Raw genomic sequence first — 23960 nt, forward strand, 5'->3', positions numbered from 1 at the left:
GGCACAGGGATATGGTTGCTGTGTCCATGTCTCTCGGGGTGGGAGCGCCGGCCCATGACGACGGCTTCTGAGCACGACTCCGCGCTGGTCCGGGCGATGGCCAGGCCCGAGCCCGAGGAGAAGGTGGCGCGCCGCATCCTCGACGCGGCGCTCGAGCAGTTCACCACCTTCGGTCTGCGCAGGTCCTCGATGGACGACGTCGCCAAGCGCGCCGGGCTGTCCCGGGTGACGGTCTACCGCCGCTTCCGGAACAAGGACGGACTGGTCGAGGCCTGCCTGCTGCGGGAGGGCAGCCGGTTCTTCGCCCAGTTGGACGCCGCCGTGGCCGATCTGCCCTCCATGGAGGAGCGGGTCGTCGAGGGGTTCGTCGTCGCCCTGCGCCACTCCCGTGAACACCCCTTGTTCGGTGGGTTGTTGAGGCTGGAACCGGAGGTGGTGCTGCCCTACCTCACGGTCAAGGGCGGCCCCTACCTGTCGGCCACCACCGAGTACCTGAGCGGCCATCTCCGCCGGGCCCAGAGGGCCGAGGGCCGTCCGGACAGCGATACGGGGCCGCTGGCCGAGCTGATGGTCCGGGTCGCTGTCTCCTTCCTCCTCAACCCGGCCGGCCGCATCGACCTCGGCGACGAGGAGCGGACCCGGGCCTTCGCCCGCCGCTACCTCGCCCCCCTGATCGGCGTCTGACCGGCGGGACCGCGGCCGGTCAGCGGCGCCGATGCAGCCCCCGCACCAGCGCCACGGCCCGCGCCTTCGCGGCGGCCGGGGTGCGGAACGAGGTCAGGTCGACCGGCGCGGCGAACCTGCGGACGGTCACCGACTGCGGCGCGGTGAACGACAGCAGCCCCTCGGCGCCGTGCACCCGCCCGAACCCCGAATCCCCCGACCCGCCGAACGGCAGCGCCGGTACGGCGGCGAACCCCAGCACTGAGTTGACCGACACCGCCCCCGCCCGCAGCCGCGCGGCCAGCGCGGCGCCGGTACGCCGGCTGCCGCAGAACACGGCGGCGCCCAGCGCGTACCGGGAGGCGTCGGCCAGCCGCACCGCCTCGTCGACGTCGGTCACCGCGTTCACCACGACCACCGGCCCGAAGGTCTCCTCGGTCAGGGCGGGGCAGTCCTCGGGGACACCGGTGAGCACCACCGGCGCGACGACGTTCCCCGCGACCGAGTCCGTCCCGCCCCACAGGGCCTCGGCGCCGGCCGCCAGCGCCTCGGTGATGTGCCGTCGCACCACCTCCGCCTGGCCCGGCATGGTCATCGGGCCGTACGACGCGTCGGACCCGGCCCCTGGGCGCAGGTCGCGGGCCCGCTCCACGATCCGCCGGCACAGCTCCTCGTGGATCTCCCGCACGGCGTAGACGCGTTCGACGCCCGCGCAGGTCTGTCCCGCGTTGCCCATCGCCCCCCAGACGACGGCGTCCGCCGCCGCGTCCAGATCGGCGTCGGCCGCGACGATCACCGCGTCCTTGCCACCGCACTCCGCGAGGAGCGGGGTCAGCGACTCGGCGCACACCGCCATCACCCGGCGCGCGGTGCCGGGCGACCCGGTGAACGCCACCTTGTCGACGCCCGACCTGGCCAGCGCCTCACCGGTCGGTCCCGCGCCGGTGACCACGGTGAGCAGCCCGGCGGACTCCGGCACCGCCGCGTCGAACGCCTCGGCGAGGGCCGCCCCGGTGGCCGGGGTGTACTCCGACGGCTTGAACACCACGCCGTTGCCCGCCGCGAGCGCGTACCCGATCGACCCCATCGGGGTGTACACCGGGTAGTTCCACGGGCCGATCACCCCGATCACGCCGAGCGGCCTGTGCACCAGCGTCGCCGACTGGTTCGCGGCGAGCCAGCCCGAGCGCACCCGGCGGCGCCGCAGCAGCCGTCCGGCGTGCCGGGCCGCCCAGTCCAGGTGCACGAGCGTCAGCAGGAGTTCGAGTTCCGCGTCGGCGCGGGGTTTGCCGGTCTCGGCGGCCACGGTCGCCGCCACCGCGTCCAGGCGGGCGGCGAGTTCCCGCTTCCAGGTGAGCAGAGCGGAGCGGCGCTCCGCGGCGGGCAGCGCCGCCCAGCGCCCGGCGGCCTCGCGGCTGCGGCGTACCGCGTCCGCCACGTCGTCCGGGCCGTGCACCGGGTGGTCGGCGAGCACCCGCCCGGTGGCGGGGTCGCGGGAGGCGAAGGTGGTCGGCCCCGCCGGTGGCGGTGCGGCCGGTGTGGTGTGCGTCATCACTGCTCCTGGGAGGTTCTGTCGATCACCGGGATGCCGTTCCTCTGGACCTGCCGCGCCCGCGTGACCCGGGTCAGCCGTCCGCTTCCGGGCGCGGGCGCGCCGCCCGGCCCGGCGGCTGCTCGTCGGGCAGCGGCAGCAGGGGCCGCTCGGTGGCCCAGTGCGGGCCGAGGTCGTCCAGGGTCCAGCCGAAGGGGTAGCTGCGGGGCCGGGGGCGGTGCGGCCACCGGTCGGGCCGGGCGGGCAGCAGGCGTACCAGCCGGGCGCGGGCCCGCAGCGAGCGGTGCGCGACGGTGCGCAGCCACCGCGGCTGAACCGGCAGCCCGAGCGCGCTGAGCAGGGGTTCGTCGAGCACGGCCAGGGCGACGCGCGCCGCCAACGGGCGTACGGGGCGCGGGAAGACGTCGAGGACGGTGCGCAACGTCGCCGCTGCCACCCGCCGGTTGGCGGGGTCGAAGGCGAACATCGCGCGCTCGTAGGCGTCGTGGAGGCGTTCGAAGGCCGCGTAGTCCTCGGGGACGCCGCTGATGCCCATCCGCTCACCCATCCGCCGGCCCACCCGGGCCAGACTCTCCACCTCGGCGGGAATCAGCGGACGCCAGCCGTAGCGGTCGATCCAGCGCTTGGGGCCGACCACGGTGGTGGCCAGCACGTACAGATAGTCCTCGTTGGGGATGCGGTAGCGGTGGTGGATGCGGTTGAGACGGCGGACGGTGTCCCGCCCGTGCGCGGAGTCCATCCCCTCGCGGACCATCTCGTAGGCGATCAGCACGGTGTCGTCGTAGCGCTTGCGCCCGGCCCGCTCGAACTCCTGGGTGCGGTCGAGGAGTCGGGAGATCCGGGGCACGCCGTAGTCGCGCAGGAAGGCGACGGACACGCCCTGGAGGTAGTCCCAGGGGAACTCGTACTGGGTGAGCAGCCAGAAGATCCGCTCGTGGTCCCGCTCGGGATCGAGCCGTTCGATCTGGCGCAGCCGCCGGTAACGGCCCATGGACGGTGCCTCCTTGACCCCTCGGGGTGTCGGACGGAGGAGGAGGTGCGGGGGAGGGGCCGCCGAGGAGCGGGACCCCGTCGAGAGACTCGAAGATACAAAAACTATTCACTTGTTTCCGCCGGGACGTCAAGAGCGCGGACACGGCGGCCGGGTGACGGCGCCGAGGCCGCGGGCGCCGGGGCGAAACCGCTCGCGATCCGCCGCCCCGACGGGGTCGGTCAGGGCCATTGCCGACCGTGGTGCGGCTCGCTATGTTAATCAAAAATCACACGCCCTGAAACAATCCAGGACGTGTGCGTTGCACAACTCGCCAGTCAGAACGGCCCATTGCGCCGCCTGACCCATCAGGGAAGCGAGTAAGTCAATGGAGAATCTCAGCAGGCGCGGCATGCTGTCCCTCGGCGTCGCGCTCGGCCTCGTCGGCGCGACGGGACCCGGCAGGGCGTGGGCCGCACCGGGCGCGACGGCCCCGGCGGGCAGCGCCACCGGCCCCGAGTACGTCTGGGACGCGGCGGCCGATCCGCTGATGGCCTCGGTGATCGACAACGGCCAGGTCCCGGCGGTCAACGCCGCCTGGGCGTCCTGGGTGAACAACAACGACCCGCTGCCCAGCGGCCTGCCCGCCGACGTCACCGCCTACCTCACGACCGTCAACAAGCTGCCCACCTGGGCCGACCCCGCCAAACTGGCCCGCGCCGCCGACTTCAACCGCCGCAGGGACACCTACCTGTTCATGCTCTACGGCCTCGGCAGCGGCATCATGAGCACCGTGATCCCGCGCGAGGCCCGCAGCGTCTACTGGTCGGCGGGCGGCGCCAACATGCAGGACCGCGCGGCCAAGACGTTCACCTTCGGCTACGACCTCTCCCAGCTCGGCGCCTTCGCGCCGACGGGACAGTTCGTCGTCACCGCCAACAAGACACGCATGGTGCACGCCGCCGTACGCCATCTGCTGCCCCGGTCGCCGCACTGGACGGCGGTGGCCGACGAGTCCGTGCCGATCAGCGCCGCCGACATCCTGGTCACCTTCCACAGCCTCGGCACCTACGTCCGCCGCCGGATGCTCGACTGGGGCGTCCCCATGCCGGCCGCCGACCAGGAGGCGTTCCTGCACGCCTGGCAGGTCGCCATCCATCTGCTCGGCGTGCCGGACGAGCACATCCCGCAGAGCTGGGCCGCGGCCGAGGCGCAGTCGGCCCAGGTGCTCACCCCGATCCTCACCCCGACCCCCGAGGGCATCGAGCTGGCGGAGGACCTGCTCGGGCTGACCGCCCAGATCGACCTCGGCATCACCCGAGGCGTCCTCAACGAGTTCGTGCGCTACGTCCTCAGCGACCAGGTCGGCGACTGGCTCGGCCTGAAGCGCGACTACGCTGCGGCGACCCTCGTCCGCACCGGCTGGCCCGCGTTCATCCTCTTCCGCGAGGGGCTGTCACCCGTCCTGCCGGGCGCCTTCTACATGTTCGACCAACTCCTGCGCGCCCTCGCCATGTTGTTCCTCAACAAGGGCTCGTCCTCGACCACCACCCCCATCACCATCCCCACCGGGAACAGGGCGTAGCCGGACGGGACGGGACGACCGGCCCCCGCGACCCGAGGCCGGCCCGGCCGCAACCCCCTTGCCCGGCAGGCCCGTTCAGACGCCGAGGGCGCTCACGACCAGCGCGGTCACGGCGTCACGGTGGGCCGGCGTGTCCCGCCACCGCAGTTCGCGTCCGGCCTCCACCACCGCGCCGAACCCCGCGTGCACCAGCACCCGGGCCTGACGCGGGTCGAGTTCGGGACGGACCAGGCGCAACTGCTGCTCCCAGACGGCGATGTGCTCGCGCTGGGCGACCACCAGCGACCGCCGCAGGTCGGCCGGGAGCCCGGGGAGTTCGGCCTCCGCGACGCTGTTGAGGGCGGTGTGCTCGAAGCTGTAGGCGACATACGTCGCCGCCAGCGCGCCCACGGCGGCCCGCGGACCGGTCACCTCCCGCAGGCTCCGCTCCGCGCCCTGCGCCAGCAGCCCCGCGGCCTGGAGGCACGCCGCCACCAGGATGTCGACCTTGCCGGGGTAGTGCCGGTAAAGCGCGGACGGCGCGAGCCCCACGGCCTCCGCGATCTGCCCGTTGGTCACGTGGGCGAACCCGTCGCGCGCGAACAGCGGGACGGCCGCGGCGAGGATCTCCGCGCGCCGCGTCCGCGGCACCGGCAGGGCGGGCAGCTCGACGGGCCGGGCGCTGTCGCGGGCGGTGAACGGGTCGCTCGTCGCCACCCGCAGCGCGGACGCCAGGAGGAGTTCCTCGCACCGGCGTTGGGCGATCGACGTGTGGTGCATCGCGATGGACCCGATCACCCCGAGGGCCGCCACCGCCCGCAGCCGGCCGTCCGGCAGCGGCCGCCCGGCCCGCACGGCCTCGTCGACGCGCCCGACCACCTGGGCGAACTTCGCCCGCAGCCGCGGCCGGTCCTCGTCGTCGAGGTACCGGGCCTCCCACCGGTAGACGCCGCCCGAGGCGCGGTGCGCGACGCTCACCCGGGTGACGGACGCCAGCACCTCGGCCAGGTCGCCGTCGGGGGGCACCTCGGCGAGCGCGGCGACGAGCCGGTCCGCCATGACGTCGGCGCACTCGGCGAAGAGCGCGTACTTGTTGGGGAAGTGCCGGTACAGGGCCGCGGCGGTGATGCCCACGCCCGCGGCGATCTTCTCCATGGACGCGGCGTGGTAGCCGACGTCGCTGAAGGCTCGACCGGCCGCCTCGATGATGAGCTGCCTGCGGTTGCGGGGCCGGGCCGCCGAGGTCGGACCGGCGGTCACGGCCGGACAGGCGGATGCGGAGGCGGGGCCATGCGGTCAGTCAATCACACCTGATGCGGAGGTCAGAGGGCCATCCGAGAGGAGAACCGTTCCGGGGTGGGGCCGGAGTGCTGCCACCGGGTGGGGCCGCGGCCACCGCGCTCCGGCTCCGCCGCCGTCACCCGCAGCTGCCAGGCCCCGGGATACGCCGCCCCACCCCGCCCGGGTACGCGCCGTCGCCCCGCCGGCTCTGCTGACGCTCGCCCTGCCCGGCTGCTCTTCCTGGGTCTGCACCGACACGACGGCGGAGCGCGGTGAGGCCGGGGCCAGGGTGCGGGGCGTGGACACGGACGGGCAGCCTCTCGGCGTCACCGCCGTGGTCGTCGACCGGAGCCTTGACCCCCACCCGCAGGTGCCCACCGAAGCCGACCAGGTCCACTTCCGCTTCCGCTTCGACGGCACCGATGAACCTTCCGACCCCGCGGTGGACGCCTGCGCGGTCGACGAGGAGCGCGTGACGTCGGGGTGTCAGACGGCCCCCTCGTCCCGGGCGTCCGGCCCGGCCGACGATCCCCGCACGGGCGACACCTGGCTCGCCGTCGAGCACCCGAGCGGGTTGACGGAGTCCTGCTGATCCCTTCAGGGTGCCGACAGCGACGCCGTCCCGCGCGCCCCGGCCGGCCTGCTGCGGCTCACGAGCCTGAGCCGGCCGATCGCCGTGCCTCACGAGCGGCCGTGCGACGCTTCCGGTTCGCGCGGCGCCGTCCGGGCCCGGCGGGGGAGCAGGAGCGGGGTGGCCAGGATGAGCAGCCCCGCGACCGTGAGGGCGGTGCGCGGGCCGGTGGCGTCGGCGAGCACTCCGGTGAGCGCGGTGAGGACGGCGACGGACGCCTGCTGTCCGATCGACCAGGCCGACAGGGTGCGGGCGACGAGCTGGGCGGGGGTGTGTTCGAGCCGGTAGGTGGCGAGCACCGGGCTGTACAGGCTCATGTTGATGATGATCGCCAGCTCGACGGCCATCACGGTGACGAGGCCGACGACGCCGGGACGGACGAAGGCCAGGCCGATCAACCAGACGGCGCGCAGCGTGCCGACGGTCCGGAAGACCCGGTCCTGGCCGAAGCGGGCCACGACACGGCGGGCCAGCCGCGAGCCGATGAGCCCGCCGAGGCAGGGGACGGCGAAGGCGAGGCCGTACTGCCAGGGCGGGAACCCGAGCCGGCGCAGCAGGAGCACGGCCAGCAGCGGTTCGGTGGCCATGATCAGCCCGGCGACGAGCAGTTGGTTGAGGTAGAGCGACCGCAGACCGGGGTGGCCCATGATGTGCCGCCAGCCGTCGAGCAGCGCGCCCGCCCGCACCGGGCCCCTGCCGGCCGTGAGCGGCGCTTCCCGCGGTCCGCGCGGCGCCGGTTCCCGGCCGCGGATCGCCGTGAGGCACAGCGCCGAGAGCAGGTAGCTGAGAGCGTCGGCCACCACGGTGGTGACGGGCCCGAAGAGGCCGATCGCCGCCCCGCCGAGCGGTGGCCCCACCGCGATGGAGCTCCAGTTCGTGGACTCGAACCGCGCGTTGGCGACGAGCAGGTCGTCCGGTCGGACGAGGGCCTTGAGATGGGCGCCGCCGGCCGCGTTGAACGCGATCTTGGCCGCGGCGACCACCGCCGAGATCACCAGCAGCTGGACGAAACCGAGCCGGCCGAGGGCGTAGGCGACCGGGATCGTCGCCATGGCCGCGAACCTGGCCAGGTCCATCATGATCATGACCTGGCGCTTGCGCCGGAACTCCACCCACGGCGCGAGCGGCACCGCGATCAGCGCACCCATCGCGGGCCCCACCGCGGACAGCGCGGACACCTGCGCCGGCCCGGCGTGCACCACCAGCACGGCGATCAGCGGCAACGCCCCGAACCCGAGCCCCGACCCGTAGGCGCTCACCGCGTAGGACGCCCACAGCCAGCCGAACGGCCGGCCCAACCGGCTCCTGCCCACCATGCCCAGCGCACTCCCTCGACAGCCCGCCCGCACAAGCCGGCGTTGACCGGAGAGAGGTAAGCGGCCAGGGCCGTGCCAGGTCAAACAACGGACCCACCGGGAATCCACAACCATCGGTTGTTCCCTAAGGTGGGGCGGTCAACTGTTCCTGAGGTGGGCCGACGTGGATCTCGAAGCAGTACGCACCTTTGTCGCCGTCGCGGAAGCGGGCCGGTTCCAGCGAGCCGCCGTCGACCTGTCGATCACCCAGCAGGCCGTCTCCAAACGTGTCGCCGCGTTGGAGGGCGACCTCGGCGTGCGGCTGTTCACCCGTGCCCCGCGCGGCGCCGAACTCACCATCGACGGGCGGGCGTTCCTGCCCCACGCCCGCGAACTGCTGCGCGTCGCCGAGCGGGCCGGCGCCTCCGTGCGCCCCGGCAGCCGTCCGCTGCGCGTCGACGTGATCGCCTCGCGCAGCGCGCAGTCGGGCCTGATGCGCGGCTTCCACCGCGCACATCCCGGCATCGACCTCGACGTGATGATGCTGTTCGACATCGAGACGGCCGTCACCGCCCTGCGCTCCGGCGCGATCGACGCGTCCTTCCGCGCCGTCGCCGCGCCCGGCCGGCCCCTTCCCGAGGACATCGCGTCCGTCCGGGTGCTCGACGAGCCGCTCCAGCTCCTCACCGGCCCGGCCCACGCGCTGGCGGGCGCCCGGTCGGTGCCCCTCGCGCGGCTCACCGGGCACCGGATCTGGATGCCCGGCATCGCCCCCGGTACCGAGTGGGGCGCCTACTACGACGACCTGATCGCCGCGTTCGGCCTCACCATCGAGGTGACCGGCCCCAACTTCGGTTCCGACGCGCTCCTCGACACCATCGCCGACACCCCGGCCCTGGCCACCTTCATGGGCGAGCACAGCCGCCTCATCTGGCCCGCCGACCACGGCCTGCGCCGCATCCCGGTCACCGACCCGACGCCCGTCTACCCGCACTCGCTGCTCTGGCACCGCGACAACCCCCACCCGGCGCTGGCCACCCTCCGCGACCACCTCGCCGCCACGACACCGGGCCAAGGCGCCCCCGGGACCTGGGTACCGGACTGGGTCACCCGGCACCGACCGCCCCCGGACGACCGGAAACCCGACGTCCCGTGAGCGCCCGGCGGCCCGCCCCCTCCGAGGTCGGAGGAGGCGGGCGCCCGCGTGCCGTGGGTCACTTGGATTCGAGGCGTCCCAGCGGGTGCCCGTCCGCGAGGACCGTCCGCGCGGTGTCCCAGTCGCCGTGGTCGACGCCGGTGACGTGGCGCAGGTAGGCGAGGGTGACCTGCTGCACGAGAGCGACGCGCTCAGGGTCCTCGTCGGTGGTCTCCGCCACCCGGTAGCCGGAGATGCCGCCGAGAAAGTGCTCGCCGCCGTGGACGGTGAGCAGGCTCTTGTCGCCCCGGCTGAGGGTGTAGGGGTCGGTCGTCCAGGCCGGGCCCCGGGTGGAGAGCGGCAGATCGTCCTTGTCCCCGGCGACGACGAGACCGGGGGCGGTGATGTGGGAGAAGTCCTGATCGCGCAGCCAGGGAAGGTTCTCGCGGGCGAAGGGGGTCAGCTCGTCGCCGCCCCTGCCCGCGGTGGCGAGCTGGACGCTGGCCATGACCCGCGCGTCGGACAGGTCCTCGGCGATCCCGGTCTGCGGGTCCTTGACACGCAGGCCCACCAGGATGCCGGCGGTCTGGCCGCCGAAGGAGTGTCCGGCCGCGACGACGCGACGGTGGTCCACCCGGCCCGCGAGTCCCGGCACGGCCGCCTCCAGCGTGCCGAGGTGGTCCAGGACGCGCCGCACGTCCTGGACCCGGTGGCGCCACATCTCGGGCCTGCGGGGATCGTCCTCGGCGATGCCGAACCGCTTGGAGTCCAGGTGGGTGGCCTGGACGACGACGAAGCCACCGGACGCCCAGTGGTCGACCAGGGGTGCGTAGCCGTCCAGATCGGAGCCGAACCCGTGAGCGAACAGCACGACGGGCAGGCCGGTGCCGGTCACGGGGGCGGTGACGCGGACATGCAGGTCCGCGCCGCGCCCCGGCGCGCTCAGCACGAGGGGCCTGACCGACACGGTCGGGGTGGGGGCGGGGCCGGTGAGACCGGTCGTCCGGTGCGTGGTCATGCGTCTGTCTGCCTTTCGGGGGCGGCGGGGCGAGTGAGGTGGAGGAGGCGCTCGGCCTCGCCCCCGGCCGTGGTGGCGCGGTGTCCTCACTCACGGAACAGTCCATGGGGTTCGATTTATGTTCATGCGTGACCAACGGGACGAATCCCGCGGTGTCGATCACGTCGGCTACGCTAAAACTTGACGTCGACGTGAAAGGCAAGAGGCTGTGGCCCAGGTCACGGCAGAGGGAGTCGGACATGCGCATCGGGGAACTCGCCCGCCGCACGGGCGTCACCACCCGGGCCCTGCGGTACTACGAGGAGCAGGAGCTGCTCGCCCCCGAGCGCAGCGGCAGCGGCCAGCGCCACTACGCGGAGGACGCCGTCGACCGGATCCATCTGATCCGTCAGCTGTACGCCGCCGGCCTGTCGAGCAAGGTCATCGCCGCGCTCACGCCCTGCGTCATCGACGGCAGGGCCACCCCCGAGCTGCTGAAGCGCCTGGCCGAGGAACGCGATCACCTCGACCGGCACATCGCGGACCTCACCCACACCAGGGACCGGCTCGACTCGGTCATCGCGGGCGCCTCGTCCAACCTGCGCACCGGCGACCCCTGCCGACGGGACACGGCCACCTGAGCGGTGCCCCCGCGGCGACGCCGGCCACCGCCCCGGCAGCCCCCCACGCCCGGCCGGTTCAGCGGACGGTCCGGAAGTCCTGCGTCCCGATCGTCCGCAGCAGTTCGAGCTTCTCGCGGGCGTCCGTACCCTCCGTCGGGAAGAACGCCAGAACCCTGGTGTCCGCGTCGGGCGAGAGGATGATCTCGCAGGTCAGGTGAAGGAGGCCGACCTCGGGGTGCAGGAACCTCTTCCGGTCGAAGCGGTGCACCGCGACCTCGTGGCGCTCCCACAGGGCACGGAACTCCTCGCTGCGTCGCAGCAGGCCGTCGACCAGAGCGGTGACGTCCGCGTCGCTCCCGCGCCGTGCCGCGGTGGCCCGCAGATCGCTGACGTGTGCGCGGGAGTGCCGTGGCCGGTCCTCCTCAGGGAAACAGGTCCGCAGGGCCGGCTCGGTGAACCACCGCCACACGATGTTCGCGGCGCGGTCGCTCCGGTGCGCCACGGTCCACCCCAGGGTGATCGCGGCGACGGTGTTCTGCCACAGCACGTCGCCCAGGTCGCTGACGACACACGCCGGGACGTCGTCGAGTCGCTCCAGCAGACTCATCACCCCGGGCCGTACGTACCCGCCCGCACGCCGGGCAGGTGGCGTGAACCCGGCCAGGTGGTACAGGTGGTCGCGCTCGTCGGGATCGCAGCGCAGTGTGCGGGCCAGCGACGCCACGATGGTCTCGGAGGGGTTCGCGCCACGGCACTGCTCCAGCCGGGCGTAGTAGTCCGCGGAGATGTTCGCCAGCAGGGCCACCTCGTCGCGCCGCAGACCCGGCGTGCGGCGCCGCACGCCCTCGGGCAGACCTATGTCGACGGGGCGCAGCAGCTCCCGGCGGCGGCGGAGGAAGTCAGCGAGGCCAGGACGGTCGATCATGCGGCCAGTAGACCCCGGCGCCGTCCCCGCCGGGTAGTCGCCAGCCGGGGACAGCCTGTACCTGGCTGCGGCACCGCCGTTCGGTGATCCTGGTGCCGAGAGGGGAGACGCGGCCGTGGCGCCCCGGTGGCCGAGGCCACCGGACACGGGCGGGGCCGTCCCCTCCGTCGTTCGAGCCAGCCCCCCGCTCCGCCGTCGCGCCGTCGAACCATGCGGTGCGGACGTGCGGGTCCCGCACCCCGCCGGGGCGGCGGGCGGGGTGCGGGCTCCCGTCAGCAAGAACATGAATCCAGGAGGAACGGCCATGACCACGGTCCTGATCACCGGCGGCCACTCGGGCATCGGTCTCGCCGCGGCACGGACCCTCGCCGCGCGCCGCACCGACCTCGTTCTCGCCGGTCGCAGCGTGGAGCGCATGCGAGGGGTCGCCGACGAGCTGAGCGCGGAGCACGGTGTGTCCGTCACGACGCTGACGCTCGACACCTCGTCGCTCGCCTCGGTCAGAGCCGCCGCCACGCGGTTCCGTACGATGCTCGACTCCGGTGCGGTACCGGGGCTGGACGCGCTCCTCTGCAACGCGGGAGGCCGCTTCGACGGCGACATCTCCTACAGCCTCGACGGCTACGAGACGACGTTCGCGACCAACTGCCTGGGCCACTTCCTCCTCGTCGAGCTGCTTCTCCCGAGCCTCGCCGAGCACGGCCGCGTCGTCTACACGGCCAGCGGGACCCACGACCCGGACTCGATGGACGGCCGCCTGGTCGGTGCCGCGGTGGAGCCGGACGCCGTCGCGCTGGCCGCCGAAGGCAAGGACGGCGGCAAGGCGCTGTCCGCAGGCAAGCGCTACTCCACCTCCAAGCTGTGCACCGTGATGTACGCCTACGAGCTGGACCGGCGGCTGCGCAGGGCCCACAGCTCGGTGTCCTCGATCGCCTACGATCCGGGAGCCGTGCCGGGGACGGGATTCCTCCGCGACCTGCCGAAGCCGGTGCGGTGGCTCTCGAACACGGCCGCCATGGGATGGGTCTCGAAACGCGTCGGCGTCACCACGTCCGACGTGGAGTTCTCGGGCGCCTCGCTGGCCGCGCTCGCCACCGACCCCGGCTACGCGCAGGCGTCCGGCACGTACTTCCAGGCTCACGACGGGACCCTCTCGGCCGTCCGCTCCGCGCGGCTCTCCTACGACGAACGGCGCGCGGCACAGCTGTGGGACGACTCCAAGCGCCTCGTCCGCCTGACCGGCGACGAGGAGCCGGCCCAGCTCCGGTAGACGGCCTGCCCCGCCGGGGCGCGCACGGCCACTGCCGCACCGCCCCTGCCACCGGCGCCGGCCGCGCCGAGGACCGCCCGGAGCGCGAGCCCGAGCCCGAGCGCTCGACCCGGCGCACGCCGTGACGCCCGGATGCGCCATACTCCCCCGATGAGGTCACGCACGTCCCAGGGCAGCCCGCCGGTCACGATACGACGGGCCGTCGCACGGGACGCCAAGCGGCTCACGCGGCTCGTGCGGGGATCGAGCGCCTACACGGGGAAGTACGCGTCGGCGGTCGCCGGCTACCGGGTCGGTCCCGACTACATCGAGGCCCACCGCGCCTTCGTGGCCGTCGGCGCCGACGAGGACGAGGGCCGGGTCCTCGGGTTCTACTCCCTCGTCCTCGATCCGCCCGAGCTGGATCTGCTGTTCGTCGCCGACGAGGCCCAGGGGCGGGGTATCGGCCGGCTGCTCGTGGCGCACATGCGGTCCGAGGCCCGCGCCGCCGGGCTCGACCGTCTCACGGTCGTGTCGCACCTTCCCGCCGAGGACTTCTACCACCGCGTCGGCGCGGTCCGGACCGGAACCGTGTACGCGAACCCGCCGGCCGTGCCGTGGGACCGCCCCGAGTTCGAGTTCCGCATCTCCCCGGAGTGACAGGGCGCGCCGGTCCGGGGGCCGGCCCCACCACGCTCCCCGCCGACGCCCGGGGAGCCGGGTTCACGCCGTCGCCGGGAGGCTGGTGGCCTCCGACCAGGTGCGGCCCGCCGCCAGCGCCGCGCGCCAGGGGCGGACGGCTCTGGGCGGCATCCCGACGGCCAGGACTCCGCTGAGTCTGTCACCGGTCCGGTAGGCGGCGAGGAAGTGGAGGGAGTCCAGGTCTCCCTCGATGACGGCGACCTGCTGGTGGCCGCGCAGGTACCCGTACGCCTGGATCTTCAGGTCGTACTGGTCGGACCAGAAGTAGGGCACCGGGGCGAACGGCCGCGGGGTGCCGGCGTCGAGGATGTTGCGGGCCACGGCCAGACCGTGTTCGGCGGCGTGGGCGCGGTGTTCGACGCGCATGGGCCGGCCGAAGAGGGGGTTGAACCAGCGGGCCACGTCGCCCACGCCCCAGACGCGGGGAGCCGCGGCGCTGTACCGGTCGCAGAGCAGGCCGTCGTCGACGGGCAGTCCGCTGCCCTCGAGCCACTCGGTGTTCGGCAGCGAACCGATGCCGACCAGGACGTCGTCGGCGTGGACGGTGCTGCCGTCGGTCAGTTCGACGCCGGTCACCTGCCCGTGGGCGGGGTCGGTGAGGACGCGGGCGACCGCGGTCCCGGTGCGCAGGTCGACGCCGTGCTCCAGGTGGGCCCGGCTCAGCGCGGTGCCGATGGCGGAGCCCACCGCGTGGGCCAGCGGCACGGGCGCGGGCTCCACCATGGTGACCCGCACGCCGAGGCCGCGGCCGACGGCGGCGGCCTCCGCGCCGATGAATCCGGCGCCGACCACCACCAGCCGACGTCCCGGTGCCAGCCGCGCTCTGAGGCGCAGCGCGTCCTCCAGGGTGCGCAGCGTGTGCAGTCCGTCGAGCGGGGCCTCCGCGCCGGGCAGCCGGCGCGGCCGGACTCCGGTGGCGACGACGAGGTGGTCGTAGCCCAGGTGCTCCCCGTCCGCCAGGGACACGGTGCGGGTGCCCGGGTCGACGGCGGTGGCCGCGGTCGCCAGCAGCCACCGCGCGTCGAGGGCCCGCAGCTCCGCGGGCGGGCGCAGCGGCAGGCGGTCGGGCGCCCACGCCCCGGAGAGGATCTGCTTGGACAGCGGCGGCCGGTCGTACGGCGGGTGCGCCTCGTCACCGACGACGGTGAGCGCGCCGTCGTAGCCGAGTCGGCGCAGCCCCTCCGCGGTGGCCAGCCCGCCGGCCGAGGCGCCGACGACGACGGTGTGCATCAGCCCTCCTCGACGTGGATGGCGGCGGCGGGGCAGACCAGGGCCGACTCGCGTGCGGCGGCGTGGTGTTCGGCGGGCGGGTGCTCATTCAGCAGCACGACCATGCCGTCCTCGTCACGCTGGTCGAAGACGTCGGGAGCGACCAGTACACACTGTCCTGAGGCAACGCACTTGGGGACATCGACCTCTACGCGCACGGGAGTTCTTCCTTTCGTGGGGGGGGAGATGCTGGTTTCGGGCGGTCGTCCGCCGTCAGCGGGTGACCATCAGCTCAAGGACTCCGTAGTTGGTCCCGTGCTCGTCCATCGGGACCTGTTCCGCGGGGACCGCGAGGCGCAGCTCGGGGAAGCGGGCGAAGACGCGCGGCAGGACGGTCTTCAGCTCGGCGCGGGCGATGTTCTGTCCCAGGCACTGGTGGACGCCGTACCCGAACGCCAGATGGCGGATGATCTTCCGGTCGAAGTCCAGGGTGTCGGGGGCGTCGAACGTCCTCGGGTCGCGGTTGGCGGCGTTCATGCCGACCACCACGAGGTCGCCCTCGCGGATGTGCTGCCCGCCGAGTTCGAGGTCCTCCTTGGCGACCCGGCCGAGGCCGAACTGCACGATCGTCAGGTAGCGCATCAGCTCCTCGACCGCCGGGCCCGCGGTCCTGTCCGGGTCCGCGAGGAGCTTGCGCCTCTGCTCGGGGTGGGTGAGGAGGGTGAGCGTGGACAGGCCCATCATGGCGGCGGTGGTGTCGTGCCCGGCGAACAGCAGGAGCACCCCCATGCCGATGAGCTGCCGGTCGGTGACGATGGAGCCCTCGGCGTCGGCGATCCGGATCAGCTCGGCGATCAGCCCCTCGGTCGACTTGCTGCGCCGCTTGTCCGCCACGAGCTGGGTGATGTAGTCGATCAGCCACTTCGCGCCCCGGTCGCGTTCCTCACGGCTGCGGGACATGTCCATCATCGCCTGGGTCGCGTGGTGGAAGCCGTCCCGGTCCGCGTAGGGCACGCCGAGCAGTTCACAGATGACCAGGCAGGGGATGGGCAGCGCCATGGCCTCGACGAAGTCGAAGGTCTCGGGTCCCGCGGCGATGGCGTCGAGGTGCTCGTCGACGATCCGGTCCAGGTAGGGCTGGAGCCTGGCCGCCACGCTCTTGGGCGTGAAACGACCGGCCAGCAGACGGCGGTACGAGCTGTGATCGGGCTCGTCCATCATCACGAAGACCGGGTCGAACGGCGCGTCCTGCCCCGCCTCGGTGGCCTCGCCCGGCCGGGTGTCGTGGCGGGGGCGCATCGCGGACATGCGCGGGTCGGCGAAGACCTGGCTGCCCTCCTCGAAACGGGTGACGAGCCAGCCGGTCAGGCCGTTGGGGAACCGTACCCGGGTGACGGGCCGGTCCTCGCGCAGGCTGTCGTACTCGACGGGCGGGTCGAGCCGGGTGGCGCGCCTGACGGGCATCTGCGGGAGGGTCTCGGTCATCGGATGTCCTTCGTGGGGGAGACGTCGGCGATGGCGTCCGCGATGCCCTGCTGGGCCGCGGTGGCGTTGCACCAGCCGACGTAGTAGGCGAGGTGGAGAACGGCTTCGCGGAGCTGATCGGGGGTCAGCTCCCGGTTGTGCAGGGCTCCTCGGGCCTGGACGCGGATGAGGTCGGCGCGGCCCAGGGAGGCGCCGACCCCCAGGGTGAGCAGTCGGCGGTCGCGGACGGAGAGCCCGTCGCGGCTCCAGATGTCGGCGAAGAGGTGCTCGACGGTCTCGTCCAGATACGGTTCGGTCGCGTCCGGCAGGGTGGAGCTGAATCCCGGTCCGTAGACCTGGTCCATGAGGCGCAGGCCGCGTGCCCTGGCATCGCCCGCAGGCTCGGCCTGGTGGTCGAGGGTCCGCCGGTCGGCGGCCTGGTGGTCGAGGGTCCGCCGGTCGGCGGGCTGCCGGTCCGCGGGCTGTCGCTCGGCGGGCTGCCGGTCGAGGGTCTGGCGGGCGTGTGCGCGGGCGACGTCCACCAGCGGTACGGGGACGCCGAGTTCGGCGGCGAGGGCGCGGGCGGCGTCGAGGTCCTTCGCCATCAGCGGCTCGATCTTGTCCGCCAGGGCGTCGGGCAGCGCGCCCTCACCCGCGGTCCGCAGGCGCAGCAGTTGGAGCAGGGTCGTGCCGCCGGGGTCCGCGGTGTCGATCACCTCGGTGAGCCGGGCCGGGTCGACGCCCGCGGCCTCGACGAGGGCGACGGCCTCGGCGACGGTGCGCCAGCCGCCGTAGGTGACGACGTTGCGGGCGATCTTGGTGGCCATGCCGGCGCCGAGCGGCCCGCAGTGCACCACCTTCCTCGCCCAGCCGTCCAGCACCGGCAGCGCGCGGTCGACCACGTCCTGGTCGCCGCCGAGGATGGCGACCATGCCGTTCTCGGCCGCCCGGTCGCCGGGAGTGACCCCGCAGTCGAGGAAGCCGACGCCCGCGTCGGCGCAGGCCGCCGCCAACTCGCGGACGACCGGCAGTTCGACGGTGGCCAGCAGTACCAGGGTGAGGCCGGGCCGGGCGCCCTTCAGCAGTCCGTCCGCGCCGCCGATCACCTCCCGGGCCTGCGCCGCGTCGACCACCGCGACCATGACGACGTCGCTCGCCGCCGCCACCTCGGCGGGGGAGCCGAGCGGCGCGGGGACCCCGGGCAGGCCGTCCGCGGCGGTCGGCCTGATGTCGTACACGGCCGGGACGAGTCCGCTGGTGGCGAGGCTGACGGCGACGCCGCCGCCGATCATGCCGAGCCCGACCACTCCGGCACGGAGACTCCCGTCGGCCCGGTCCGCTCCGTGGCGGGGGTCGGCATCAGGGGGAACCCTCACAACGCCTCCAAACTGGTTGCCTCAGTCACCTAACTAAGTTCAGTGAGGGACGTTACTCCTCCGGGTCCGGCTCGTCCACGGGAGGAGAGAGGTGGGCCGAAAATCAACCTCGGCTAACGGCCTGCCTGTTCAGGGGTGTCGACGTCGGTGGCCGGCGCCTGCCCGGGGGCGGGGCCGAGCGCCGCGATGGACCGGATCCGCAGGGACACCGGATTCGCCGCGGCCGACGGCCACGCCCGGTCGGCGCCGGGGGCGGGGGCCACCAGCGCGTCGAGGAGCCCGTCGGCCACGTCGAGGAGCAGACCGTCGAGCGAGGAGTCGTCGAAGAGGCTGTGTGTCAGCGACACGCTGCCGTGCAGCCCGGCCCAGAGCGTGTGCGCGGCCTGCTCCACCGGCATCGCGAGCCCGTACCCCTCCTCGCGGCACCGCCCGAACGCCTCCCGGAGGTTGCCCGACACCTGGCGGGCCGGATGCCTGCTGATCCGGGCGGCGTCCACCTCCGGCTGGCGGACCTCGAACATCAGCCGGTAGTGGCCGGGGTGGGCCAGACCGAACCTGCAGTACGCGTGGGCCTGCGCCCGCAGCCGCTCCCTGGCTCCCCGCGAGGCGGCCGCGGCGTCATCGGCGGCCATCCGGGACGCGAGGTCCTCGTACCGGGAGGCGAGCGCCGCCCACAGCAGCTCCGTCTTGTCGGCGAAGTGCAGGTAGATGCTGGGCGCCGACACGCCCACCTCGGCCGCGACCGCGCGGACCGTCAGCTTCTCGATGCCGCCCCATTCGGCCAGCAGCCGGTGCACCGCCGCCAGGATGTCCCGGCGCAGGAGCTCGCCCTGGCCCCGCGGGCTGCGCCCCCGGCCCGTCCCCGTGCCGCCACCGTTCGATCCGGCCTTGACCACTGCCCATCACCTCACCGATGGAGCGTACGCGGCCGGGGCGCGGCCCTGGTCGCCCCGGCCGCGACGGATACCGCGCGCCAGGTGCGACCCCCGTCTTCGGAGTGCGACACGCGCCGCCGTCGCCGCCGAGCGGTTCAGGCGCGGGGCAGTGCGCCCAGGAGCGTCATGGTGAAGGAGATCCGCAGGGCGTCCCGCAGCTCCAGGTTGAGCGCGCCGAGTGCGGGTTCGTCCTCGTAGGCGGCGGCGAGGCTGGCCGGCGGTGGTGCGTACGCCGACAGGGCGCCCGCCGAGACCAGGCTCATCAGGCAGAACAGCTGCGCGTCGGCGCCGAGTTCGGGCAGGTGGCGGCTCATGAGCCCGGCCATGTCCGCGAGCCGGGTGAGGGAGGAGCGCTTGTGCCGCTTGACCACCTCGACCGAGACGTTGTGTTCGAGGACGCCGCCCTGGGCGCCGAAGAGGTCGCACAGCACCACCCGGCCGGCCAGTGACCGGCTGAGGACCTCGGCCACCTGCCTCGCGCGCACCTCCGGTGCCGCGTCCGCCTCGACGCCCGCGGCCAGCTCGTCCGCCAGCTCGGCGAGCCACCTGCCAAGGAAGACGTCCAGCAGTTCGAGCAGCACCGCCTCGCGCGACTCGAAGTACCGCAGGACGTTCGACTTGGCCAGGCCCACCCGACGGCTCAGCTCGTTGAGGCTCACCTCGGCCACCGGCATCTCGTCGAGCATCGCCGCCGCCGTGTCCAGGATCGCCCGGCGGCGGATCTCCCGCTGCTCCTCGCTTCGCGCCCGCTGGAATGTCACGACCTCAGCCTAGCTTAAAGACCGCCGGTCCCTTGACAGGAGACCGGCGGTCTCTTACGTTCTCTCTTAACAGACCGACGGTTTATTAGGAGTGGGCGATGAGTGGCGACTGGACCGAGCAGCACATCCCTGACCAGCACGGCCGAGTGGCGATCGTGACCGGCGCCAACACCGGGCTCGGCTTCGAGACCGCCCGGATGCTCGCCGGGCGCGGGGCGCGTGTGGTCCTCGCCGTCCGCGACATCGAGAAGGGCAGGCGGGCGGCGGCCCGCATCGCCGGCGACGTCACCGTCCAGGCACTCGACCTGACCTCCCTCGACTCGATCAGGTCCGCCGCGGCCGACCTGCGCGCCACCCACCCGCGCATCAACCTCCTGATCAACAACGCGGGGGTGATGTACACCCCGAAGCGGACCACCGCCGACGGCTTCGAGCTGCAGTTCGGCACCAACCACCTCGGCCACTTCGCCCTCACCGGACTGCTGCTCGACCGGCTCCTGCCCGTCCCCGGCTCCCGCGTCGTCACGGTCAGCAGCACCGGCCACCGCATCCGGGCCGCCATCCACTTCGACGACCTCCAGTGGGAGCGCTCGTACAGCCGCGTCGGCGCCTACGGACAGGCCAAACTGGCCAACCTGATGTTCACCTACGAACTGCAGCGCCGGCTCGCCCCGCACGGCACCACGGTCGCGGTGGCGGCCCACCCCGGCCTGTCCAACACCGAACTCGCCCGCAACACACCCGCCGCGCTCCGTCTGCCCGTCGGCTGGCTCGCGCCGCTGCTCACCCAGGACGCCGAGATGGGCGCCCTGCCCACCCTGCGCGCCGCCACCGACCCGGCCGTCACCGGCGGCCAGTACTACGGTCCCGGCAACCGGGGGGAGATCCGGGGATATCCGAAACTGGTCACCTCCAGCCCCGCATCCCACGACCAGGACACCCAGCGGCGCCTGTGGACCGTCTCCGAGGAACTCACCGGGGTGACCTTCCCCGCGCTGACCGCGCAGCGCGCGGATTCCTGAGACGCGACGGGGCGCCCGGGACGACGGGGTCCTGAGACGGCGGCGGGGCGTCCGGGGCAATGGGGTCCTGAGACCGCGGCGGGGCGCCCGGGGCGACGGGCCGCCCGGCTTCGTGGCCTGAAGGGGCCGCGCTGACCTGCGGGGACGCGGCGACGGCGATGCTGACGGCCGGTGTCGCAGCCCGCGGGAGCGGTAGATTGGGCGGGACCCAGAAGCACCCGCCCCTGACGCCCGCCGGCAGGTGGCCGCAGGTGGCCGCAGGTGGCGGACCAGCCGCGACGGGCCTCACGGCACTCTGGGCGGGAAGGACGGACAGGGATGTCGGGCAAGGGGCGCAACGAGAGACGTCAGCACGGCGAACTCGTCGCGGACGTGCTGGCGGTGCTGTGGGCGGCGGGCAGGCCGATGACCGCCCAGCAGGTGAACACCGCGCTGGACAAGGGGCTGGCCAGAACGACGATGGCCACGATCCTGAGCCGCCTCCACGAGAAGGGCACGCTGCGCCGGACACCGGTGACGCGCGGGTTCGCCTACGAGCCGGTGCAGGACGAGGCGGGGCTCGTCGCGGGCCGGATGCGGCGCGAACTGGAGAGCGATCCCCGCCGCGACCTGGTGCTGAAACGGTTCGTGTCGTCCTTGTCCGAGGACGACGAGGAGACCCTGCGGCGGCTGCTCCTGCAAGCCGGGGACGAGCCCGAGTGACGTACGCGCTGGTCCTGGTCGTGGTGACCCTGGCCTTCCCGTGGGGCGGGGTGGCCGTCGCGGGTCGTCTCGCCGACCGGCTGCCGCCTCGCTCGGCGTGCCGGGTGCTGACCGGCGCGGCCGTCCTGCTGGCGGCCGGGACGGTCTCCGCGCTGGTCGGCCTGGCCCACGTCCCGTTCCTCGCCGCGCTCGAGCGGTTGCCGTTGGCGCGGGTCCTCGACGTGTGGCCCGCGGCGGTGCCCCTCGCCGGTGCCGCCGGAGCGGTGCTGCTCGCGCACCTGGTGCTGCTGGCGCGGCGCTGGTCCCGGCACCGTTCACTGATCCGGCGTGCCTGGCTGTCGGTGGACGGGGGCGCCGGGGACGGGGACCTGCTGGTGATCCCCGGCCGTCACGTGGACGCCTTCGCGCTTCCCGGTCACCGGGGGCGCCCCGGCCGGGTCGTCGTGACGGCCGGGATGATGCGCGCGCTCACGGCGGGCGAGCGCGAGGTGCTGCTGGCCCACGAGCGGGCGCACCTGGCGAGGCGTCACCATCTGCTGTCGGCCGCGGTCGATCTCGCCGCGGTCGTGCACCCGGCGATCCGGGGGCTGCGGAAAGCGCTGGCCTTCCACGTGGAGCGGTGGGCCGACGAGGAGGCAGCCGCCGCCGTGGGCGACCGGCGCGCGGCCGCCGCGGCGATCGCCCGCGCCGCCCTGGCCGGGTCCGCGCACGGCCGGACGGCCGGGTATCCGGTGCTGTCGGCGACGAGCGGTCCCGTGCCCCGACGTGTCCAGGCCCTGCTCCTGCCCGAGCCCGCGGCTCCGCGCGGCGGCGCCCGCCGCGCCGGTGCCGTCGCCCTGGCCGCGACGGTGGTCGTGGCGGCGGTGGCGGCGCTCGCGTTCACCTACGGGCTGCACGAGTATGTCGAGTACGCGGCACGGCAGTTGACCACCGCGGCGTAGGGAAACTCCCGCACGCGGTCGTGAGGTGTCGGACCGCGATCCGCTCCCTCGGCAAGGCTCGCGCCGGGCCCACGGCGGCGGCACCTCACCGCCCTTCCGGAGCCGGGGCGAGCGGCCCGGAAGAGGACCTCCCCCTCCGCCCGCGCCAGGAGGTGAGCGACCGCCGGGACTTGGCAGGCGCGGTACCGGGGCGGGGTGCGGTGAGGCGGCGGCGGGCGACCAGTTCGAGGGTGACGGTGACCGCGACCGCCTGGACGGCCATGAGGGCGACGAGGACGAAGAACTGCACGGCCCCTGCGGTGAGCGCGTCGGCCCCGCCCAGGAGCATGCCGACGAAGGCGCCCGGCAGCGTGACCAGGCCGACGGTGCGGGTCTGGTCCAGCCCCGGGACGAGGGCGTCGGCGGCGGCGGGGCGGGCGATCTCGATCCGGGCGTCGCGTTCGGTCATGCCGAGGGCGAGGCCCGCCTCGACCTCGCCGTGCCGCCCGCCGAGGGCGGCCAGGCCCTGGCGTCCGGCCAGCACCGTCGCGGTGAGCGCGCCGCCGATCAGGATGCCGGTCACCGGAACGAGCGCGATGCCGCGCAGCGGAAGCAGCCCGGTGGACAGCAGAAGCGCGACGGCGGGGACCACCCCGGCCGCGATGGGCAGGGCGGCCCACCACCAGGTGCCGTCGGAGGTGATCCTGCGTCCCGCGGTCCGCACGGCGACGGCGTACATCAGCAGCAGGAACCCGAGCAGCGCCGCGCCATGGTGGACGACCCAGCCGATGACGGCGGAGACGGCGGCCAGTTGGACCGCCGCGCGCACCCCGGCCGTCAGCACCTCGCGGGCGCGGCCGAAGCCCTGCTCGGGCGAGAGCCGCGCCACGGCCGTCACCGTGACGGCGACCGCCAGCAGCACGGCGAGCACCCAGCCGAGCAGCGCGTTGACCGGCAGCAGGGTGGGGGAGGCGCTGCTCATGGGCGCTCACCGTCGAGCCAGGCCGCCCGGCCCGGCGCGCGCCGCGGGGCCGCCGGCCGCCGCGCGCCTCGGACGGCGGTGACCGCGGGGCCGTGCGCCGAGGTCATCCGGTGCTCGTCCGGCGCGCGGGCCGCTGCGCCCGGGGAGCCGGGCGGGCGCGGTCGGGGGCGAGGAAGAGGGCCATCACCGGGACGAGGTAGAGCAGCCAGACGACCACCTGGAGAACGGTCGGGTCGGGCTGGAAGTTGAGGGTGCCCTTCAGCAGCGTCCCGTACCAGGAGTCCGGCGGGACGGTGCCGCTGATGTCGAAGGCGAGGCTGCGCAGGCCGGGCAGGACGTCACCCTCCTGGAGGTCGTGGACGCCGTACGCGAGGACCCCGGCGGCGACCAGCACGAGCAGCGCGCCGGTCCAGCGGAAGAACCGGGCCAGGTCGATGCGCAGGGTGCCCTGGTAGAACAGCCAGCCGAGCACCACCGAGGTGGCGAGCCCGAGCAGGGCGCCGACGAGCGGGCGGACCCCGTCGCCGCTGGCCTGCACGGCGGTCCAGAGGAAGAGGGACGTCTCCAGTCCCTCGCGGCCGACGGCGAGGAAGGCGGTGAGCACCAGCGCGCCGGTGCCGAGCGCGAGGGCGGCGTCGAGCCTGCCGTGGAGTTCGCTCCTGAGGTGGCGCGCGGTGCGCCGCATCCAGAACACCATCCAGGTGACCAGGCCCACCGACAGGATGGACAGGGTGCCGCCCAGGATCTCCTGCGCCTGGAAGGTGAGGGTGGAGGACCCGAACTGCAGCAGCGCGCCGAAGGCGAGCGACAGGGCGACGGCGATGGCCACCCCCGCCCAGATGGGCGCCAGCCGGCTCTTGTTGCCGGTCTTGACGAGGTAGGCGATGAGGACGCAGACGACCAGGCTCGCCTCCAGACCCTCGCGCAGTCCGATCAGGTAGTTGCCGAACACGCCGGTTCCTTTCTCCGGTCGGCGCGGTGGGGCGCCGTGGTGCGGGCCGT

Annotated in this window: 24 protein-coding genes; 10 read left to right on the top strand and 14 right to left on the bottom strand. The window is 73.8% G+C overall.

What is annotated here, in order from left to right:
- Positions 1-54: 54 nt before the first annotated feature.
- Positions 55-684: a TetR/AcrR family transcriptional regulator gene (locus DDJ31_RS34790; RefSeq protein WP_127176432.1), complete on the top strand. Its 630-nt coding sequence runs from the start codon at positions 55-57 to the stop codon at positions 682-684.
- Between the two features lie 19 nt (positions 685-703).
- On the opposite strand, the gene DDJ31_RS34795 is transcribed toward DDJ31_RS34790, so the two are convergent.
- Complete coding sequence (locus DDJ31_RS34795) at positions 704-2215, bottom strand: aldehyde dehydrogenase family protein (RefSeq protein WP_127176431.1); 1512 nt, start codon at positions 2213-2215, stop codon at positions 704-706.
- A 73-nt stretch (positions 2216-2288) separates the two neighbouring features.
- Complete coding sequence (locus DDJ31_RS34800; RefSeq protein ID WP_127176430.1) at positions 2289-3206, bottom strand: oxygenase MpaB family protein; 918 nt, start codon at positions 3204-3206, stop codon at positions 2289-2291.
- 367 nt (positions 3207-3573) lie between these two features.
- Here DDJ31_RS34800 and DDJ31_RS34805 point away from each other — a divergent pair, with 367 nt between their 5' ends.
- Positions 3574-4770, top strand: a complete 1197-nt coding sequence (locus DDJ31_RS34805; protein WP_127176429.1) for an oxygenase MpaB family protein — start codon at positions 3574-3576, stop codon at positions 4768-4770.
- A 75-nt stretch (positions 4771-4845) separates the two neighbouring features.
- Here DDJ31_RS34805 and DDJ31_RS34810 read toward each other — a convergent pair whose 3' ends face one another.
- Entirely contained in the window at positions 4846-6009 is a 1164-nt protein-coding gene (locus DDJ31_RS34810; RefSeq protein ID WP_127176428.1) for a TetR/AcrR family transcriptional regulator, read from the bottom strand.
- A gap of 319 nt (positions 6010-6328) precedes the next feature.
- On the opposite strand from DDJ31_RS34810, the gene DDJ31_RS34815 reads away from it, so the two are divergent.
- On the top strand, positions 6329-6622 hold the full coding sequence (locus tag DDJ31_RS34815) for a hypothetical protein (protein ID WP_346656264.1): 294 nt from the start codon (positions 6329-6331) through the stop codon (positions 6620-6622).
- An 89-nt stretch (positions 6623-6711) separates the two neighbouring features.
- Here DDJ31_RS34815 and DDJ31_RS34820 read toward each other — a convergent pair whose 3' ends face one another.
- Entirely contained in the window at positions 6712-7977 is a 1266-nt protein-coding gene (locus tag DDJ31_RS34820) for an MFS transporter (protein WP_127176427.1), read from the bottom strand.
- A gap of 163 nt (positions 7978-8140) precedes the next feature.
- Between DDJ31_RS34820 and DDJ31_RS34825 the strand changes: the two genes are divergently transcribed.
- Positions 8141-9112: a LysR family transcriptional regulator gene (locus tag DDJ31_RS34825; RefSeq protein WP_127176426.1), complete on the top strand. Its 972-nt coding sequence runs from the start codon at positions 8141-8143 to the stop codon at positions 9110-9112.
- 58 nt (positions 9113-9170) lie between these two features.
- Here the strand turns inward: DDJ31_RS34825 and DDJ31_RS34830 are convergent, their stop codons facing one another.
- Positions 9171-10109: an alpha/beta hydrolase family protein gene (locus tag DDJ31_RS34830; protein ID WP_127176425.1), complete on the bottom strand. Its 939-nt coding sequence runs from the start codon at positions 10107-10109 to the stop codon at positions 9171-9173.
- A gap of 239 nt (positions 10110-10348) precedes the next feature.
- Between DDJ31_RS34830 and DDJ31_RS34835 the strand changes: the two genes are divergently transcribed.
- The gene (locus DDJ31_RS34835; protein WP_127176424.1) at positions 10349-10729 is read left to right on the top strand and encodes a MerR family transcriptional regulator; all 381 of its coding nucleotides are present in this window, start codon (positions 10349-10351) and stop codon (positions 10727-10729) included.
- Between the two features lie 58 nt (positions 10730-10787).
- Here the strand turns inward: DDJ31_RS34835 and DDJ31_RS34840 are convergent, their stop codons facing one another.
- A complete protein-coding gene (locus tag DDJ31_RS34840; RefSeq protein ID WP_206280622.1) occupies positions 10788-11636 on the bottom strand; it encodes a helix-turn-helix transcriptional regulator in 849 nt (282 codons plus the stop codon).
- A gap of 304 nt (positions 11637-11940) precedes the next feature.
- Between DDJ31_RS34840 and DDJ31_RS34845 the strand changes: the two genes are divergently transcribed.
- Both DDJ31_RS34845 and DDJ31_RS34850 read left to right on the top strand, forming a co-directional pair.
- Positions 11941-12906: an SDR family NAD(P)-dependent oxidoreductase gene (locus DDJ31_RS34845; protein WP_164784834.1), complete on the top strand. Its 966-nt coding sequence runs from the start codon at positions 11941-11943 to the stop codon at positions 12904-12906.
- A gap of 150 nt (positions 12907-13056) precedes the next feature.
- Positions 13057-13545, top strand: coding sequence for a GNAT family N-acetyltransferase (locus DDJ31_RS34850; protein WP_127176422.1), 489 nt, complete (start codon positions 13057-13059; stop codon positions 13543-13545).
- 63 nt (positions 13546-13608) lie between these two features.
- On the opposite strand, the gene DDJ31_RS34855 is transcribed toward DDJ31_RS34850, so the two are convergent.
- The 6 genes from DDJ31_RS34855 to DDJ31_RS34880 all read right to left on the bottom strand — a co-directional run bounded on the left by DDJ31_RS34855 (position 13609) and on the right by DDJ31_RS34880 (position 19332).
- A complete protein-coding gene (locus DDJ31_RS34855) occupies positions 13609-14820 on the bottom strand; it encodes an NAD(P)/FAD-dependent oxidoreductase (protein WP_171481024.1) in 1212 nt (403 codons plus the stop codon).
- Entirely contained in the window at positions 14817-15014 is a 198-nt protein-coding gene (locus DDJ31_RS34860) for a ferredoxin (RefSeq protein ID WP_127176420.1), read from the bottom strand. The genes DDJ31_RS34855 and DDJ31_RS34860 overlap by 4 nt, the downstream gene beginning before the upstream one ends.
- A gap of 55 nt (positions 15015-15069) precedes the next feature.
- The gene (locus DDJ31_RS34865; protein WP_127176419.1) at positions 15070-16281 is read right to left on the bottom strand and encodes a cytochrome P450; all 1212 of its coding nucleotides are present in this window, start codon (positions 16279-16281) and stop codon (positions 15070-15072) included.
- Entirely contained in the window at positions 16278-17567 is a 1290-nt protein-coding gene (locus DDJ31_RS34870; RefSeq protein WP_240677973.1) for an NAD(P)-binding domain-containing protein, read from the bottom strand. Before DDJ31_RS34870 ends, DDJ31_RS34865 begins: the two co-directional genes overlap by 4 nt.
- A gap of 182 nt (positions 17568-17749) precedes the next feature.
- A complete protein-coding gene (locus DDJ31_RS34875) occupies positions 17750-18532 on the bottom strand; it encodes a TetR/AcrR family transcriptional regulator (RefSeq protein WP_240677972.1) in 783 nt (260 codons plus the stop codon).
- A gap of 134 nt (positions 18533-18666) precedes the next feature.
- Positions 18667-19332, bottom strand: coding sequence for a TetR family transcriptional regulator (locus tag DDJ31_RS34880; RefSeq protein ID WP_127176418.1), 666 nt, complete (start codon positions 19330-19332; stop codon positions 18667-18669).
- 98 nt (positions 19333-19430) lie between these two features.
- Between DDJ31_RS34880 and DDJ31_RS34885 the strand changes: the two genes are divergently transcribed.
- The 3 genes from DDJ31_RS34885 to DDJ31_RS34895 all read left to right on the top strand — a co-directional run bounded on the left by DDJ31_RS34885 (position 19431) and on the right by DDJ31_RS34895 (position 21997).
- Positions 19431-20354: an SDR family NAD(P)-dependent oxidoreductase gene (locus DDJ31_RS34885; RefSeq protein ID WP_127176417.1), complete on the top strand. Its 924-nt coding sequence runs from the start codon at positions 19431-19433 to the stop codon at positions 20352-20354.
- A gap of 318 nt (positions 20355-20672) precedes the next feature.
- Positions 20673-21056 (top strand): BlaI/MecI/CopY family transcriptional regulator, encoded by a 384-nt coding sequence (locus DDJ31_RS34890; protein WP_127176416.1) that lies wholly within the window; start codon positions 20673-20675, stop codon positions 21054-21056.
- Positions 21053-21997 carry a M48 family metalloprotease gene (locus DDJ31_RS34895; RefSeq protein ID WP_127176415.1) on the top strand — a complete coding sequence of 315 codons (945 nt, stop codon included), beginning with the start codon at positions 21053-21055 and terminating at the stop codon, positions 21995-21997. The genes DDJ31_RS34890 and DDJ31_RS34895 overlap by 4 nt, the downstream gene beginning before the upstream one ends.
- 85 nt (positions 21998-22082) lie before the next feature.
- Here the strand turns inward: DDJ31_RS34895 and DDJ31_RS34900 are convergent, their stop codons facing one another.
- Positions 22083-22958, bottom strand: coding sequence for an ABC transporter permease (locus DDJ31_RS34900; protein WP_127176414.1), 876 nt, complete (start codon positions 22956-22958; stop codon positions 22083-22085).
- A gap of 103 nt (positions 22959-23061) precedes the next feature.
- Complete coding sequence (gene efeU / locus DDJ31_RS34905) at positions 23062-23910, bottom strand: iron uptake transporter permease EfeU (protein ID WP_127176413.1); 849 nt, start codon at positions 23908-23910, stop codon at positions 23062-23064.
- Between the last annotated feature and the right edge of the window lie 50 nt (positions 23911-23960).

The sequence above is a fragment of the Streptomyces griseoviridis genome (genome assembly GCF_005222485.1).
GTDB lineage: Bacteria > Actinomycetota > Actinomycetes > Streptomycetales > Streptomycetaceae > Streptomyces > Streptomyces hintoniae.